Raw genomic sequence first — 16,518 nt, 5'->3', positions numbered from 1 at the left:
CTCCGAGAAGGCGCAGGTTATCCTCCTGCGCGAGCCAGGGCGTGAAGTGTTGTGCCTCACTTGGCCACTCGTCCCTAAGCTCAACCCTTTCCAGCCTTCCCAATCCGCTCACACCATCACCCCCACCGCCTGCCGCCCACGCTCGGCCCTCAGGTTCCGGGCCAAGAGGTCCATGCAGGCCATGCGGACGGCCACGCCCATTTCGACCTGATCCTGAATGACGGACCGGTTGATGTCGTCGGCGAGTTCTCCGTCGATCTCCACCCCCCGGTTCATCGGCCCCGGATGCATGACGATTGCGTCCTCTTTCGCATGTGCGAGCTTTTCGGCATCAAGCCCGTAGCGGTGGTAATATTCCCGCTCGGACGGGATGAAGCCACCATCCATGCGTTCCTTCTGCAGGCGCAGCATCATCACCACGTCGGCGTCCTTCAGCCCCTCGCGCATGTCCTGATAGACTTCGCAGCCGAGGTCGGCGACGCCCGAGGGCATCAGTGTCGGCGGGCCGATCAGGCGGATGCGGTTTTCCATCTTGCCAAGCAGGATCAGGTTCGACCGCGCCACGCGGCTATGGGCGATGTCGCCGCAGATCGCCACGGTCAGGCGCTGCACACGGCCCTTGGCGCGGCGGATCGTAAGCGCGTCGAGAAGCGCCTGTGTCGGGTGTTCGTGCCGCCCGTCGCCCGCGTTCAGCACCGCACAGTTGACCTTCTGGGCCAAGAGGTCGACCGCGCCGGAGGCCGGGTGGCGCACCACCAGCAGGTCGGGATGCATCGCGTTCAGCGTCAGCGCGGTGTCAATGAGCGTCTCGCCCTTCTTCACCGAGGAATGCTGCATCGCCATGTTCATGACGTCGGCACCCAAGCGCTTGCCTGCGAGTTCGAACGATGCCTGTGTCCGGGTCGAGGCCTCGAAGAACATGTTGATCTGGGTCATGCCTTCCAGCGCGTTGGCATGTTTCACCGTGCGCTGGTTCAGTTCGACATAGGTCTCGGCAAGGTCGAGGACGGTGCGAATCTCTTCCGGGGCCAGATGTTCGATCCCCAGAAGGTGACGCGCGCGGAATGTCATGGTCTCTCCGGTCCCGTTTCGGCTGCTTATGGCAAATGGACGCGGGCGGGGCAACGGTGAATGGGGGGTCCGGTTCGGGATATGGCTTCCGGCGGGACGAAGCCGCCATTTGCAGGCAACTTGACTTGGGTCAATGAACGAAACGGGGGCGGCTACTACCGTCCTCGCAGGAGGAAGCCCAGTGTGTCGTGCAATTCTTCCAAATATTCTGAACTTCAAGACGCTTGTTATTGCGGGCTTGGCCGTAATGATTGGCTGTACACCTACGCCCGATAGCCCTCAGGCCAGGCCCGAAGTTCCTCAGGTCGAACTGACGCCGGTTATGCTGCAAATGCATGCTGCGATCACAAGGGATTACCGGCCAGTACTGGCAAGAAACTGTTCACCAAACGAGATGCAGGTTGTCGAAGACGCCTGGCGTTTTCAGACATACCAAATGTTCGCCAAGACGTCCTTGGGGAAAGCCGCAGCCGCTGCGCAAGTCGAGGCAGGACGCCGGAGCACAATTGCGGCAATCAACGCGCTTTCCGTGAAATGCAGCAGGACCTATTGGCGGCACCAATAATGTAGTGACCGGTCGTTTCGAGGTTGGTCGCGACCGTCGTAGCGACGCTGCAATAAAGACCTTGCGACTGCGATCAATCCAAGCCGCTGAGCGCTTGAAGCGAAAATTCTCACCGGGATGCGACAAGTGGATGCGGGCGCTTGCGACCGACCCCATGGGAGCCTAGCTTGGCCGCCATGGAGTCGCTGGCCCGAGATATGGAGTACCACGCCGCGCGGGCGGCGCTGGAATGGCAGATGGAGCTGGGGGCCGACGAGCCCATCGGCGATCTGCCTGTCAACCGCTATGAGGTGGCGGCTGAGACGCCGAAACTGGCGGCGGTGGCCGAACCTGTAGCGGAAGTCGCGGAGGCCGATCCGGTCGAAGTCGCCCGGCAGGCGGCAGCCTCGGCAAGCGGTCTGGAAAGCCTCGCCGCGATCCAGTCAGCTTACGAGCATTGCGAGATCAGGAAGGGCGCACGGAATTTCGTCTTTGCCGATGGCAACCCGGAAGCGCGCGTGATGATTCTCGGCGAAGCGCCGGGGCGGGATGAGGACCTTGAGGGGCGGCCCTTTGTCGGCCGGGCCGGGCAGCTTCTGGACCGGATGTTCGCGGCGATCGGTCTGGCGCGGACGGCCCATCATGCCGGCGAGGCGCTTTACATCACCAATGTCATGCCCTGGCGCCCGCCGCAGAACCGCGACCCGGACCCGGCCGAGATCGCGATGATGCTGCCTTTCGTGAAGCGTCATGTGGAGTTCGTGAACCCCGATATCCTCGTCCTGATGGGCAATACGCCCTGCGCCGCCGCGCTTGGCAAACGCGGCATCCTGCGGCTGCGCGGGAACTGGACCGAAGCCTTCGGGCGGCCTGCGATGCCGATGACGCATCCGGCGTACTTGCTGCGCAACCCGGCGGCGAAGCGCGAGGCCTGGGCCGATCTTCTGGAGATCAAGGCGCGGCTCGGGGGGCGGTCTTGATCGTCGATCCCCTTACGCTCGCCGCTTTCATCCCCGCCGCTTTGGCGCTGAACCTGACGCCGGGGGCGGACATGATGTTCTGCTTTGCTCAAGGCCTGCGCGGCGGGCCGCGGGCGGCGGTGGCGGCGAGTGCGGGGATCACGGTTGGGTCCATGGTCAATGTGACGCTGGCGGGGATCGGGCTCGGCGCGCTTGTCGCCTCCATGCCCGGGCTTTTTCACGCGATCCGCTGGGTTGGTGTGGCCTATCTTCTGTACCTCGCCTGGCGGACCCTTAGGACACCCGTGATGCGGGCTGAAACCCCTTCGGTGCGCCCCTCACGCGCCTTCCGGGACGGCTTTCTGGTCAATGTGTCGAACCCGAAGGTCATCCTCTTCATCCTCGCCTTCATCCCGCAATTCGTGGACCCCGCGCGCGGAGCGGTTCTGGCGCAGTTCCTGATCTTCGGATCGGTGATCGGGTTTGGCGGGCTGATCATAAACGGGGCGGTCGGCTGGGGCGCGGGGGGCATGGGCCGCGTTCTGGCCCGCAATGCCCGGATCGAGCGGGTCTTGCGCTGGGCCTCGGCCTCTGTCTTCGGCCTGATGGCCGCGAAACTTGCATGGGACAATCGAACATGAGCCGTATCGACGAGAGCAAGGATTTCATCCCGGTCCGCATCGCCGTCCTGACCGTGTCAGATACAAGGTCGATGGCAGAGGACCGGTCTGGCGACACGCTGGTCGCGCGGATCACGGATGCAGGCCATGTGCTGGCCGCCCGCGATATCGTGCGGGACGAGCGGGCGGAGATTGCGGCGAAGTTGCGCGCGTGGTGCGCCGATCCCGGGATCGACGTGGTGATTTCCACGGGGGGCACGGGGCTGACGGGTCGCGACGTGACGGTCGAGGCGCATCGCGATGTCTATGAAAAGGAGATCGAGGCCTTCGCCACGGTTTTCACCATCGTCTCCATGCAGAAGATCGGTACCAGCGCGGTGCAGTCCCGCGCGACCGGCGGCGTGGCCATGGGCACCTATCTGTTCGCGCTGCCCGGCAGTCCCGGCGCCTGCAAGGATGCCTGGGACGAGATCCTGAAATGGCAACTCGACTACCGCCACAGGCCCTGCAACTTCGTGGAGATCATGCCGCGCCTCGACGAGCATCTGCGACGGAAGTAACGCCTTGGTGCGTTTTATCCTTAATGCTTGGAGGTTTGGCCTTGCAGGGCTAGGATTTGCGGCAGGTCAATGTAACGGTAACGCATGCGATTTCTGACACGCAGCCTTCTGGGGCTGCTTCTTATGGCGGTGACGATCGCGCTTCTGGCGGTGGCCGGGGTCACGCTGAAATCGGCGATCGATATCCGCAATGCGGAGGGCGGGTCATCCCGCCCGGCCGAGGAGCGTGTGTTCACCGCCCGCGTGGTGACGCTTCAGCCGGTGCGCATCGCGCCCGAAATGACGGCCTTTGGCGAGGTGCGGAGCCGCCGCCAACTGGAACTGCGGGCGGCTGCCCAGGGGCGGATCGTCGAGCTTGCGCCTGAATTCGCAGACGGAACCGCGGTTGAGGCGGGCCAAGTTCTGGTCCGGATCGATCCGGCCGATGCGCAATCGGCACTCGATCTGGCGCGGACAGACATACGTGAGGCCGAGGCCGAGGCACGCGATGCCGCGCGTGCGCTTGATCTGGCGCGCGACGATCTGGCGGCGGCCGAGGCGCAGGAGGCTTTGCGGGCGCAGGCGCTGGAACGGCAGCGCGGGATTGCCGGGCGCGGTCTGGGGGTCGCCGCCGATCTGGAGACTGCGGAACTGGCGATGTCGAATGCGGTTCAGGCGACCCTGTCGCGCCGTCAGGCGCTGGCCGAGGCCGAGGCGCGGGTGGACCGGGCTGCGACCGCGCGCGAACGCGTGACGCTCAACCTTGCCGATGCCGAGCGGCGGCTGGCTGAGACCGAGCTCAGGGCCGGGTTTTCCGGCGTGCTGTCGGGGGTGACGGCGGTGGCGGGCGGTCTTGTCGCCATGAACGAGAAGCTGGGCGATCTGATCGACCCGGAGGCGCTGGAAGTGAGTTTCCGCCTGTCGAACGCGCAATTTGCGCGGCTGATCGATGGTGATGGCGCGCTCTTGCCGCAGCCGGTCACGGCGGCGCTCGACGTGTTTGGTGACGAGCTTGTGGCCGAGGGTCATCTGGCGCGCGTTGATGCCGCGGTGGGCGAGGGGCTGAGCGGGCGGCTGATCTTTGCGAGCCTCGGTCAGGCACGCGGATTCCGGCCGGGGGATTTCGTGACGCTCAGGATCGCCGAACCGGCGCTGGATGGCGTGGCGCTCTTGCCGTCGCAGGCAGTCGGGGCCGATGGCACGCTTCTGGCGCTTGGCCCGGATGAGCGGCTGGAGGCGGTGCCCGTCGCGGTCCTCCGCCGTCAGGGCGACGAGGTCATCGTGCGGGTCGGTGCATTGGCGGGGCGCGAGATCGTGGTCGAACGCACGACGCTTCTTGGTGCGGGCATCCGCGTCCGGCCGATACGCGGCGATCAGGCGGCGGTTGGGGACGGCGCGGGAGAGGAAGATCTGGTAGATCTGACGCCGGAACGCCGCGCGGCGTTGATCGCCTTTGTCGAGGAAAGCGGTGCGATGGGCGATGAGGCCAAGGCCAGCGTCATTGCCCGGCTGAGGGACGACCGGGTCCCGGCCGATATGGTCGCGCGGATCGAAGCGCGGATGGGGGGCTGACCGATGGCGACCCGACGCGACCGGATGGCGGCCGCCGGAGGGATACTCTCCTATTTCACACGGCATGCGACGGCGGCGAATCTCGTCCTAGCGCTGTTCATCGTGGCCGGGCTCTTCGCCATTCCCCGGATGCGGGCGCAGTATTTTCCCGATGTCGTGACGCCGGAAATCGCGGTCAATATCCGCTGGGACGGTGCGGGGGCCGAGGATATCGACCGCGGCATCGTCGATCTGGTGGAACCCGGCCTGATCGGCGTCGATGGCGTCGAGAAAGTTGAGGCCGTGGCGCGGGAGGACCGGGCCAATTTCACACTGGAATTCGAGCCGGGCTGGGACATGGGTCAGGCGGTGGATGAGGTTCAGGCGGCCGTTGATGCGGTCCGCAACCTTCCCGCGGATTCGGAACGACCGGATGTGCGCCGGGTCATCTGGGGCGACCGGGTCACTGACCTCGTCATCACCGGTCCCGTGGCGCCCGAGCAACTGGCAGGGCTGGCGGACGAGCTTTTGGCCCGGCTTTTCCGCGAGGGTGTGACCCGGGCGCGGATCGACGGGATTGCCGAGCCGGAAATCACCGTCGAAGTGTCGATGATCGACCTCATGCGGCACCGCGTCACTTTGTCGGAGATCGCCGCGCGGATCAGGGCCGAGGCGGCCGCTGACCCGGCGGGCGAGGTGGGCGACGGATCGGCGCGGCTGCGGACAGGGCGCGAAAAGCGTGACCCCGACGCGCTGGCCGGGATTGTTCTGAGGACGAATGCCGACGGGTCCGCGCTGACGTTGGGCGAGGTTGCCCGCATCCGCGCGGTGGGCGGGCAGGAGGTTCACGCCTATTACGTCGGGAAAAACCCGGCGGTGAAGCTGCGCGTCGACCGGTCTGCCGATGGCGATGCCATCGCGCTTCAGCGTCAGGTGGAGGCGGCGATCGACGAAATCCGCCCGACCCTGCCCGAAGGCGTGACCATCGACCTGATCCGCACCCGGTCCGAGGACATCCTGGCGCGGCTGAACATCCTGCTCGACAACGGGCTTCTGGGGCTCGGTCTGGTGGTGACGCTGCTCTTTCTCTTCCTCAACGCGCGGACCGCCTTCTGGGTGGCGGCGGGCATTCCGGTGGCGATGCTGGGCGCCATCGCGCTGATGCATTTCGCCGGGCTGACGATCAACATGATCTCGCTTTTCGCGCTGATCCTGACATTGGGGATCGTGGTCGACGACGCCATCGTGGTGGGCGAACATGCCGATTTCCGGTACCGGCAATTGAACGAGCCGCCGGTCGCTGCTGCCGAGAACGCCGTCCGGCGCATGGCGGCGCCGGTGTTTTCGTCGACCGTGACCACGATCATTGCGTTCCTTGGGTTGATGACGATCACCGGTCGGTTCGGCGACCTCATTCAGGACATTCCCTTTACCGTCTGCGTCGTTCTTCTGGCCTCGCTTCTGGAATGTTTCCTGATCCTGCCGAACCATATGGGCCATGCGCTGTCCAAGGCCGGGCGCGGACGCTGGTATGATGCGCCAAGCCGGGTGATGAACCGGGGGCTGGGCTGGGTGCGCGACCGGCTGGTCCGGCCGCTGACGCATTGGGTGATCGTCGCCCGGTATCCGGTTCTGGCCGCCGCGCTGGCGCTTCTGGCCTATGAGGGCGGGCAGTTCCTGAAGGGCGATGTCCAGTGGCGGTTCTTCAACTCGCCCGAACGTGCCACGATCACGGGCAATTTCACGATGCTTGCCGGCGCCCGGCGCGCCGACAGCGTCGAGGTGATGCATCAGCTTCAGGATGCGACCGAGGAGGTGGCCGCGAAGTACCGCACGGAATACGGCGTGGAACCGCTGTCCTATGTCATCTCGGAGATCGGCGCGAATGGCTGGCCGGCGCTGGCCAGCGCCGAGGCGAAGGACCGCGATCTCTTGGGCTCCATTGCCATCGAACTGGTCGATCCCGACCTTCGGCCCTGGTCCGCTTTCGATTTCGTCGCTGACCTGCAGGAGGCCGCGCCGTCGCATCCTTTCCTTGAGGAATTGTCGTTCCGGGGCTGGCGGCACGGACCGGCAGGTGAGGCGCTGGATGTGCAGTTTTTCGGGGCCGGGGCGGCGACGCTGAAGGCCGCCGCCGAGGCGTTGAAGCGGGCGATGGCGCCCTTTCCCGAAGTGTCGGGGCTGGACGACACCATGCCCTATGACAAGGATGAGCTGATCCTCGAACTGACGCCGCAGGGGCAGGCGCTGGGCTTCACCATCGAGGCGCTGGGGCAGGAACTGCGCGACCGGCTGACCGGAATCGAGGCTGCCACCTTCCCGACCGGGATGCGCACCACGAAGATCATGGTGGAACTGCCGAAGGACGAGTTGACCGCAGATTTCCTGGAGCGGATGATGTTGCCGACGGCGGCCGGAAGCTATGTCGCGCTGTCGGATATCGTCACTGTCCAGCGGCAGGGCGGCTTTTCCACGATCCGGCGCGAGAACGGACAGCGCGTGATTTCCGTCACCGGCGATATCGCCGAGGACGATCCCGACCGCGCCGCCGCCATCGTCGCGGCGCTGGACGCCGACATCCTGCCGCGCCTCGCCGAGGAATACGGCGTTGGCTACCATCTCGCGGGGCTTGCCGAGCAGGAAGACACGTTTCTCAGCGACGCTCTGGTCGGGCTCGCGGCCGCGCTGGTCGGCATCTATGCGGTTCTCGCGTGGATCTTCTCAAGCTGGACCCGGCCGATGGTGGTCATGTCGGTCATTCCCTTCGGGCTGATCGGCGCGATCCATGGTCATGCGGCATGGGATATCCCGATGTCGATGTTTTCGGTTGTCGGGTTGATCGGTATGTCGGGCATCATCATCAACGATGCGATCGTGCTGATAAGCACGGTCGACGATTATTCCGAAACCCGCGCGCGCGAACCGGCGATCATCGATGCGGTGGCCGACCGTCTGAGGCCGGTGATGCTGACCACGGCGACAACGGTTCTGGGTCTGGCGCCGCTTCTTTACGAGACATCGCGGCAGGCGCAATTCCTGCGTCCGACGGTGGTGACGCTCTGCTATGGGCTCGGCTTTGGCATGGTGCTGGTGCTTCTGGTCGTTCCGGCCCTGCTTGCGGCGCAGCGCGATATCGGGCGGCTGACCGTATCCTTGCGCCGCGCGGTGCGTGGCAGGCCGCTCAGGGCGCTGGTGATGGCGGATGCCGTGATGCTTGCGCTTGTCTTCGGGATGATCCTGCTGCCCGCCCTGATCGCAGGAGGGCCGCTCGCCCCGGCTTTGGGGCAATTCGTTCTGGGCGCCGCGCTGGTCACGCTTCTTTCAGGGATTGCCGGGGCGGTGATCCTCCGGCGACGCGGTCAGCCGGTGCAGCCCTGAAGATCGACGACCCGTCCTGAGCCGCCGAAGATCGTGATCCGGATCGAGGACCGGTCGAGCGCGAAGGGTTGGGCGTTTGGCGGGACCATGTCGGCGGTCGCCGTCAGGTCCCCGCCGCTGCGCCTTGTGTCGGCGGGTGAGATCCAGACGCTGGTATCCGCAAGTTCGACAACCGCGAATTCGTCGGGTCCGACCTGCGGGATCGTCATGTTCGCGGTCATCCGCAATCCGTCACGGATCGGTTCGGCGGAACACCGCGCGGCGGACAGCCCGGCCTTGGCGGCGTCTTCGGGGCGCGCGGTCAGGGCCGCCTCGATCATCGGGTCGGGCTTTGCGGTGCTGTCAAGTTCGGCCGAAACCGTGATCGACATCGGCACGCAAATCTCATCGCAGACCCCGAGGTCAATCGCCGCTGAAACCGATACCGGCTGCGTCGGGTCGACGGGGGTGAACTCGATCGGCAGCACCAGTTCGTCGCGGTAACCGATCACGCGCACCCCGTTCACATCGTAGACCTGCGGTTTCGGCCAGTGAAAGCTGACGCCTGCAATATTGCGCGAGCCGGTCCAGTTGAAGCTGGGCGGGATGCCGCCTTCGCCCGGTGCGCGCCAGTAGGTCTTCCATCCCGGGGCCAGCGTCAGCCGCAGGGCGGCCATCTGGTCACCGTCGGACATACGCCAGCCCTTGCGCAGTTCGGCATTCAGAAGATTGTCGGGCACCGCCTGCGAAATTGCGGGGCCGGCCGCCAGCAGGGTCATGCTACCCGCAAATGCGGCGCTTATGATCGTTTTGATGTTCATGGCTCGAACGTAAGCGGGTCGCCGCCGAATGGAAGTCACAAGAGCGCAACTCACGAAGAGTTTTGCCGCTCTGTGCCCTTGTATCCGCGCGGCCAAGGCGCGATCTTGGGGGAAGGAGGAACGGATATGAACCTCTCGGGTAAACTCTTGATCGCGATGCCGGGCATGGGCGATCCGCGCTTTGAGCATTCGGTGGTCTTTCTCTGCGCCCATTCCGAGGATGGCGCAATGGGGCTGATCGTCAACAAGCCGGCAAGCGACCTTTCATTCGACGAACTGCAGGAGCAGCTTGGCATCGCGCGGACCGACCGGTCACAGGAGATTCGCGTGCATTTCGGCGGGCCGGTCGAGCATTCCCGCGGCTTTGTCCTCCATTCGGCTGATTACGGTGGCGAGGGGGCCACGCTGAAAGTCGACGAGCATTTCGGCATGACGGCGACGCTGGACATCCTTCAGGCGATTGCCGCGGGAGATGGGCCGAGTTCCTCAATGCTTGCGCTTGGCTATGCGGGCTGGGGGCCGGGGCAGCTTGAGGACGAGATCCTGCGCAATGGCTGGCTTACCTGCGATGCAGCACCCGATCTGGTCTTTTCCGACCGGAACGACAGCAAGTGGAGCGACGCGCTGAAAACGCTGGGGGTCGATCCGATCAGTTTGTCATCGGCGGCAGGACGGGCGTGATATCAGTGGGTTGCCAGCGACCTCTGACCAGTCGCACCGGAAACTTGCAAAGTTTCCGGCTCGATTTCTTTGCAAGAAATCGATTCTCTGGCGAAGAGCAATGTTCCCCATAGCTCAGGGCGGATTTCGTCCTGGTCGATGGGATCACCACTGCGACTGGTTCTGCAGCCGTTCCGATCAGGGACGCGGGAACAGCGCGTGGGTCGCTGTCGCACCAAACTCGTACCAGGCGGCCTTGGCGCCGGTGAGAGTTTCGTCATGGCCCGACAGGACCGGCAGCGGCAGGATGCTGTCATCGCCGTCCAGCAGGGACCGGGCGGCTGCCTTGCCGAACACCGTGCCGGGGCAGATGCCGCGCCCGGAATAGCCGAAGACGGCCAGCGCCGAGGGGCCGGGTGCCACGATTTTCGGCACATGGTCCGAGGTCATGGCGATGCGGCCGCTCCAATGGTGTTCGAACGGCAGATGGGCGAGGTCGGGATAGATCTGGCGCAGTTTGCGTCTTGCCCATCCGGCATGGATGGGCGCGCCCATGCCCTCGGCATCGCCGATGCCGCCGACAATGAGCCGCCCGGCGCGGTCGGTGCGGAAGGAGGACATGATCAGCGCGGTGTCCCAGCAGCCTTCGCCGTTTGGCAGGATACGCGCACGCATGGCGTCGGGCATCGGCGCGGTTGCGAACTGGCTGTAATGGACGGGAATGAATTTCTGCGCGAAGGGCGCGCCGAAATGGGCCTGATAGGCGTTCGTCGCGATCAGGAGCGCCCTTGCCCGCACCCGGTGCGCCCCCGAAGTGATGCGCCAGTCCTTGCCGTCATGCGCAATCGCCGTGACCGGGCTGTTTTCATGCAGATACGCGCCTGCCGTTTTCGCAGCGCGCGCCAGTCCCCGGCAATAAGCCAGGGGTTGGATCGTGCCGGCACCGGGGTCGAGAAGCGCGCCTGCGAACCTGTCCGTTCCAGTGCGGCTTGCGGTTTCCGCCGCGTCGAGAAGTTCGTAGCTGCGCTCGGCCAGCGCGCCCTGTTCGAACCGCGCCCTAAGGTTCTTCAGCCCGGCGGCGGAATGGGCCAGATGCATCGTGCCCTGCCGGACCGGTTCGCAGTCGATCCCCTCGCGTTCGATCAGGCCGAAGACGATGTCCGGGCCGTTCGACAGCGCCTTGATCAGGCGTTTTCCGTCTGTTTCGCCGAGGATGCCGAGCACGTCTTTCGGCGGTAGCCAGAGCCCGGCATTGACCAGGCCGACATTGCGGCCCGACCCGCCATGGCCAATGGTTCCGGCCTCCAGAAGCGCGACGCTGGCTCCGCTTCGTGCCGCTTCAAGTGCCGCCGATGCGCCGGTGAACCCGCCGCCGACAATGACGAGATCGACGGTGATGTCGGATGATAGCGGCGGGGCGTCAAACACCTCGGCCGCGGTGGTGCGCCAGAGATTGGAGGAGCCGGATGTCGGCATGGAATGTTCCGATTGCGCTGGTTGCGGTGGCCCTATCCCTGTCCGAAGATCGAGGGCCGCGCAAGGGCTGTCAGCCGCGCGGGGCGGCGGCGCGTCTGAGGCGGTCATTGATCGCGCGCCCGAGCCCCTTTTCCGGAATTGGCGACACGGCGATGGGGCCCGTCGCACTTGCATCGGCCTGGCGCAGGAAGTGAAAGAGATTGGCTGCCGCCTCGACCAGATCGCCGGTTTCCGAGAGGTTGAGATCGGCCCCTTCCGCCTCCGGCCCGAATCCCAGCCAGAACTCACCGGGTTCGGGCTGGGAGGCGTTCAGCCGCACCGGCGCGGTAGGGGCGTAGTGCGACAGGAGTTGCCCGGGGGCCGTGGGTTTGGCGCTGTCGCCGCCGCTGGCAAGCGGGCGGCCAAGGCAGGCCTCCAGAGCCTCGGCCGGAATGCCGCCGGGCCGCAGGATCGCGGGTGCGCCTACCAGACCGAGAATCGTCGATTCGAGGCCCACCGCGCAGGCGCCGCCATCGACCACGGCGGCGATTCTGCCGTTCAGCCCCGCCAGGACATGATCGGCGCGGGTCGGGCTGACCTTGCCCGACGGGTTGGCCGAGGGCGCGGCGACGGGGCCGCCAAAGGCTCTGAGCAGCCGCTGCGCGACGGGATGTTCCGGCACCCGGATTGCGACCGAGGGAAGATCTGCGGTGACAAGAGGAGAAAGCCGGGCAGAGGGGCGGAGCGGCACGACCAGCGTCAGCGGCCCCGGCCAGAAGGCGGAGGCGACGCGCTCGGCGAGATCATCGAAAACCCCCACGCTGCGCGCGGCCTCAAGATCGGGCAAATGCACGATCAGCGGATTGAAACGGGGCCTTCCCTTGGCCTCGAAGATCCGCGCGACCGCCATATCGGACCGTGCATCGCCGCCGAGCCCGTAGACCGTTTCGGTCGGAAAGGCGACAAGCTCTCCCTCGGCCAGAAGGGCCGCGGCGCGGGCGAGGCCCGCATCGGTCGGGGCGAGGGTTTCGGTCACTCTATCTTCCGGACTTCCTGCGTGACGCAGCGTTTGGGTTGCGGTATCTGACGCAGCGGCAATTATGCCTCTGACGAAATTGACATACGCGCCGGGGTGCTGCTTGCCAAGGTGCGCACGGAGGAGACCTTCATGCCCTATCGCGCACCTGCGGGCGATATCCAATTCATCCTCGATCATGTCGTCCCGCTGGCGCCGGTTTCCGGGACGGCGCGCTTTTCCGAGGCGACGCCCGATCTGGCTGAGGCGATCCTGACCGAAGCGGCCAAGCTCTGCGATACGGTGCTGGCGCCGGTTCAGCGCAATGGCGACCTGACACCGGCGCGGCTGGAAAACGGGGTGGTCCGCACCTCGCCCGGGTTTGCCGAGGCGTTCGACGCGATTCGCGATGGCGGCTGGGTGTCGGTCTGCGCCCCTGCGGAGTATGGCGGTATGGGCCTGCCGCAATGTCTTAACATGGCGATCCACGACATGATGTCGGGGGCCTGCCTGTCGCTGCAACTCTCACCCCTGATGACGCAGGGCCAGATCGAGGCGCTGGACCATCATGCGTCGGACGAGTTGAAGGCGCTTTACCTGCCGAAACTGATCTCCGGTGAATGGGCGGGCACGATGAACCTGACCGAAGCGCAGGCCGGGAGCGATGTCGGTGCGCTGAGGACGAAGGCCGAGCCCAACGGCGACGGCACCTATGCGATCACCGGGCAGAAGATCTTCATCTCCTGGGGTGACAGTGATCTGACCGGCAATATTTGTCATCTGGTTCTGGCCCGCCTGCCGGGCGCGGCGGCGGGGACGAAGGGGATCAGCCTGTTCATGGCGCCCAAGTTCATTCCCGATGCGGATGGCAATCCCGGGGAGGCGAATGCGATCAAGGTCGTCAGCCTTGAGCACAAGATGGGCCTGCACGGCTCACCCACTTGCGTGATGGCCTATGAAGGCGCGACGGGCTGGATGGTCGGCGAAGCGGGCAAGGGCATGGCCGCAATGTTCACAATGATGAACAACGCCCGCCTTGGAGTTGCAATGCAGGGCATCGGCGTGGCAGAGGCGGCCTGTCAGGCCGCAACCGAATATGCCGCCGAGCGCCAGCAATTCGGTGCGATCATCGGCCATGCCGATGTGCGGCGGATGCTGGTGGGAATGCGGGCCGATGTGTTCGCCGCCCGTTCTATTGCCTTGGCCTGCGCGCAGGCGATCGACATGGGGTCGGCCACCGAAGACGCCGACTGGGTGGCGCGGGCGGCCTTCCTGACGCCGATCGCCAAAGCCTTTGGCACCGAGACTGGAATGCGTGTCAGCGAAACCGCGATGCAGGTCCATGGCGGCATGGGCTTTATCGAGGAAACCGGCGTTGCGCAGTTCTACCGCGATGTGCGGGTGACGGCGATCTACGAGGGCACGAACGGCATTCAGGCGATGGACCTTGTCGGCCGCAAGCTGGCCGATGGCGGCGAGGCGGCCTACCGGATTCTGGAAGAGATCGAGGCGGGGGCCGAGGCGGCGCGGGGGGCTTTGCCCGACCTCGCCGAAGAGGTCTGGGCCGCCGCCGAGACCCTGCGCGAGGCGACCGAATGGATGGTTTCGCAGGCGCCGCAGGACCGGCAGGCGGGCGGGGCCCCCTATCTGCGCGCCTTTGCCCGGGTTCTGGGCGCGCATTTCCATCTGCGTGCCGCGATGGCCGATGCGGGTCGGCAGGCGCTTGCGGCCTACTACATCCGCCGTACCCTGCCGCAGCATGCCTCTGATCTGGCCGAGGCGCGGGACGGGGCGGATACGGTCTTTGCCCTCTCGCCCGAAGCATTGGGCCTCTGATGGATGGCCCCGCCACAGCCGGGGAGGGGATACGCTATCCCTATCCCACGCCGCCGGAACCCGGCGCGGCGGTCGAGGTGGCCGAGGGCGTCCTCTGGCTGCGCCTGCCGCTGCCGATGGCGCTTGATCACGTCAATGTCTACGCGCTGGACGAGGGCGATGGCTGGACGCTGGTCGATACCGGGCTGAACACGCGCCGCACCCGCGCGGCGATGGAGGCGGCGCTGGCCGGGCCGCTGAAGGGCAAGCCCGTCACCCGGGTGGTCGTGACGCATTATCACCCCGATCATATCGGGCTTGCGGGCTGGTTTCAGGCGCGGGGGGCGGAATTGCTGACCACCCGCACATCCTGGCTATTCGCGCGGATGCTGACGCTGGATGAACAGGAACGCCCGGCGGAGGAAACACTTGCCTTCTGGCGCGCGGCCGGGATGGATGCGGATCTTTACGCAAAACGCGCCGCCGAGCGGCCCTTCAACTTCGCCGACACCGTGGCGCCCCTGCCGCTTGGCTATACCCGCATTCAGGACGGCCAGACCCTGCGCCTTGGCGGGCGCGACTGGCGGGTGCGCGTGGGCCATGGTCATGCGCCGGAACATGCGACCCTATGGGAGGAGGGGGGCGACCTGATCCTTGGCGGCGATCAGCTTCTGCCCTCGATCTCGGCCAATCTCGGCGTCTATGCGACCGAACCGATGGCCGATCCGGTCGCCGACTGGATGGCAAGCTGCGAAGCCGTCCGGCCCCATGCGCGGGCGGGACAACTGGTGTTACCCGGCCACAAGCTGCCCTTCACGGGTCTGCCCCTGCGGCTGACCCAGATGATCGAGAACCATACCGGCGCGCTGGCACGGCTTGAGGCGCATCTGGCTCAGCCCCGGACCGCGGCCGAATGCTTCCCGCCGCTTTTCAAAAGACCGATAGGCGAGGGAGAGTATGGCCTCGCGCTGGTTGAAGCTGTCGCGCATTTGAACCATCTTCTGATTGCGGGCCGTCTGGTGCGCGAGAAACGCGAAGATGGAGCCTGGCTGTGGCGAATGAAGACGTAACTGACATGATCCAGACCTCGGCCGAGGTGCATGAGGCCAGCGCACTGCCGTGTGCGCGGGTCGTTCATACCGGGCCGAATGCCCCCCGCACCGCCGAGATGGAGCCGCTGCCTGAAGGCGTCGCCGCCGAGCCGATCGAGTCGAAAAGCCCGGCGCAATGGGCCTATGAGCGCCTGATCCTTTATATCCAGAACTTCGAAAGCCAGCTTGACAACGAACACGAGGTGGCGATGGGCTTTACCGGCGGCGATGCCGGGGTGCTGCGGATCGAGGGGATCGGCTATTTCGACCCCGATATCGTGACCTTCTACGGCAGCGACGAGGACGGGTCGCGCAACCAGCTGATCCAGCATGTGACCCAGTTGTCGGTGATGCTGCGCGCCTTGCCAAAGGCCCCCGAGGTCGAGGAACCGCGCCGGATCGGGTTTCGTCTGGCCGCCGATCTGGGCAAGAAGTGACCGGCGCGGCCGAGTTTAGGGATATCTGGCAACGCCATAGATCGTTTTGGAAACAAGATTTCAAAATGGATCTGGCCCGCCGATTGCGTGACGGGCCAGCTCTGCAAATTTGGATCTCCGCCGTTTACTCTGAAACGCTTTCGCCACTGCCCCCCATTTCAGAAGGAAAGTCCTTCAACTTCGGCAGGCCATCTTTCATAGGCAAAACAGTTTCGGCGTAGTTGACGTGCACACCGGGTGTGAATTTCTGACTGGGGATTGTCGCCGCGTATACGTCCATCAGTCCCCAGTGCGGATGATAGGTCATCAGGTGTCCGCCGCATTCGGTGCAGTACTGACGATCGCTCCGCTCGGTTTTCTTGTAGTGGCCGACGCTGCCTTGTCCCTTTTTTACTTTTACGTTCTCGTTCTTGAAAAGCGTGAATGCGTTGACTGGTCCGGCGGACCAAGAACGGCACGACTCGCAGTGGCAGTATCCCATGGCTTCGGGATCGCCCGTGACCTCGATTTCGACCGCGCCACAAAAGCATGACCCTGTTTGTGTTTTTGTCATAGTGATGCACTCCCCCCATGCGCGGAGCCG

The 16,518-nt window shown here is 65.3% G+C and carries 14 protein-coding genes; 9 read left to right on the top strand and 5 right to left on the bottom strand.

Annotation, left to right across the window (positions count from 1 at the left end; translation table 11 throughout):
* Positions 1-108: 108 nt before the first annotated feature.
* Positions 109-1,071, bottom strand: coding sequence for an aspartate carbamoyltransferase catalytic subunit (locus tag QKW60_RS17465; protein WP_282370560.1), 963 nt, complete (start codon positions 1,069-1,071; stop codon positions 109-111).
* A 741-nt stretch (positions 1,072-1,812) separates the two neighbouring features.
* On the opposite strand from QKW60_RS17465, the gene QKW60_RS17460 reads away from it, so the two are divergent.
* From QKW60_RS17460 to QKW60_RS17440, 5 genes are all read left to right on the top strand, one after another.
* On the top strand, positions 1,813-2,595 hold the full coding sequence (locus QKW60_RS17460) for a uracil-DNA glycosylase (RefSeq protein ID WP_282370837.1): 783 nt from the start codon (positions 1,813-1,815) through the stop codon (positions 2,593-2,595).
* A complete protein-coding gene (locus QKW60_RS17455; RefSeq protein WP_282370835.1) occupies positions 2,595-3,215 on the top strand; it encodes a LysE family translocator in 621 nt (206 codons plus the stop codon). The genes QKW60_RS17460 and QKW60_RS17455 overlap by 1 nt, the downstream gene beginning before the upstream one ends.
* Positions 3,212-3,754: a molybdenum cofactor biosynthesis protein B gene (gene moaB / locus QKW60_RS17450; RefSeq protein ID WP_282370558.1), complete on the top strand. Its 543-nt coding sequence runs from the start codon at positions 3,212-3,214 to the stop codon at positions 3,752-3,754. Before QKW60_RS17455 ends, moaB begins: the two co-directional genes overlap by 4 nt.
* Positions 3,755-3,838: 84 nt before the next feature.
* Complete coding sequence (locus tag QKW60_RS17445) at positions 3,839-5,305, top strand: efflux RND transporter periplasmic adaptor subunit (protein ID WP_282370556.1); 1,467 nt, start codon at positions 3,839-3,841, stop codon at positions 5,303-5,305.
* A 3-nt stretch (positions 5,306-5,308) separates the two neighbouring features.
* Complete coding sequence (locus QKW60_RS17440; protein WP_282370555.1) at positions 5,309-8,662, top strand: efflux RND transporter permease subunit; 3,354 nt, start codon at positions 5,309-5,311, stop codon at positions 8,660-8,662.
* Here the strand turns inward: QKW60_RS17440 and QKW60_RS17435 are convergent.
* Complete coding sequence (locus tag QKW60_RS17435; protein WP_282370554.1) at positions 8,644-9,462, bottom strand: protein-disulfide reductase DsbD domain-containing protein; 819 nt, start codon at positions 9,460-9,462, stop codon at positions 8,644-8,646. The genes QKW60_RS17440 and QKW60_RS17435 overlap by 19 nt on opposite strands.
* Before the next feature lie 126 nt (positions 9,463-9,588).
* Between QKW60_RS17435 and QKW60_RS17430 the strand changes: the two genes are divergently transcribed.
* Positions 9,589-10,143 (top strand): YqgE/AlgH family protein, encoded by a 555-nt coding sequence (locus QKW60_RS17430; RefSeq protein WP_282370553.1) that lies wholly within the window; start codon positions 9,589-9,591, stop codon positions 10,141-10,143.
* A gap of 177 nt (positions 10,144-10,320) precedes the next feature.
* Here QKW60_RS17430 and QKW60_RS17425 read toward each other — a convergent pair whose 3' ends face one another.
* Both QKW60_RS17425 and QKW60_RS17420 read right to left on the bottom strand, forming a co-directional pair.
* Positions 10,321-11,598: an NAD(P)/FAD-dependent oxidoreductase gene (locus QKW60_RS17425; RefSeq protein WP_282370552.1), complete on the bottom strand. Its 1,278-nt coding sequence runs from the start codon at positions 11,596-11,598 to the stop codon at positions 10,321-10,323.
* Between the two features lie 70 nt (positions 11,599-11,668).
* Positions 11,669-12,613: an L-threonylcarbamoyladenylate synthase gene (locus QKW60_RS17420; protein ID WP_282370550.1), complete on the bottom strand. Its 945-nt coding sequence runs from the start codon at positions 12,611-12,613 to the stop codon at positions 11,669-11,671.
* A gap of 132 nt (positions 12,614-12,745) precedes the next feature.
* Here QKW60_RS17420 and QKW60_RS17415 point away from each other — a divergent pair, with 132 nt between their 5' ends.
* Genes QKW60_RS17415 through QKW60_RS17405 form a run of 3 tightly spaced genes read left to right on the top strand, consistent with a single transcriptional unit; the run spans position 12,746 to position 15,935 of the window.
* Positions 12,746-14,428 carry an acyl-CoA dehydrogenase family protein gene (locus tag QKW60_RS17415; RefSeq protein ID WP_282370548.1) on the top strand — a complete coding sequence of 561 codons (1,683 nt, stop codon included), beginning with the start codon at positions 12,746-12,748 and terminating at the stop codon, positions 14,426-14,428.
* Entirely contained in the window at positions 14,428-15,477 is a 1,050-nt protein-coding gene (locus QKW60_RS17410) for an MBL fold metallo-hydrolase (protein WP_282370547.1), read from the top strand. Before QKW60_RS17415 ends, QKW60_RS17410 begins: the two co-directional genes overlap by 1 nt.
* 5 nt (positions 15,478-15,482) lie before the next feature.
* Entirely contained in the window at positions 15,483-15,935 is a 453-nt protein-coding gene (locus QKW60_RS17405) for a DUF6173 family protein (RefSeq protein ID WP_282370834.1), read from the top strand.
* Between the two features lie 124 nt (positions 15,936-16,059).
* Here QKW60_RS17405 and QKW60_RS17400 read toward each other — a convergent pair whose 3' ends face one another.
* Positions 16,060-16,488, bottom strand: a complete 429-nt coding sequence (locus tag QKW60_RS17400) for a GFA family protein (RefSeq protein ID WP_282370546.1) — start codon at positions 16,486-16,488, stop codon at positions 16,060-16,062.
* Positions 16,489-16,518 lie beyond the last annotated feature (30 nt).

Source organism: Albidovulum aestuarii (assembly GCF_029961185.1).
GTDB classification, from domain to species: Bacteria; Pseudomonadota; Alphaproteobacteria; order Rhodobacterales; family Rhodobacteraceae; genus Albidovulum; species Albidovulum aestuarii.
The sequence above is the reverse complement of the archived record's forward strand: the minus strand, read 5'-3'. Positions and strand labels throughout refer to the sequence as shown.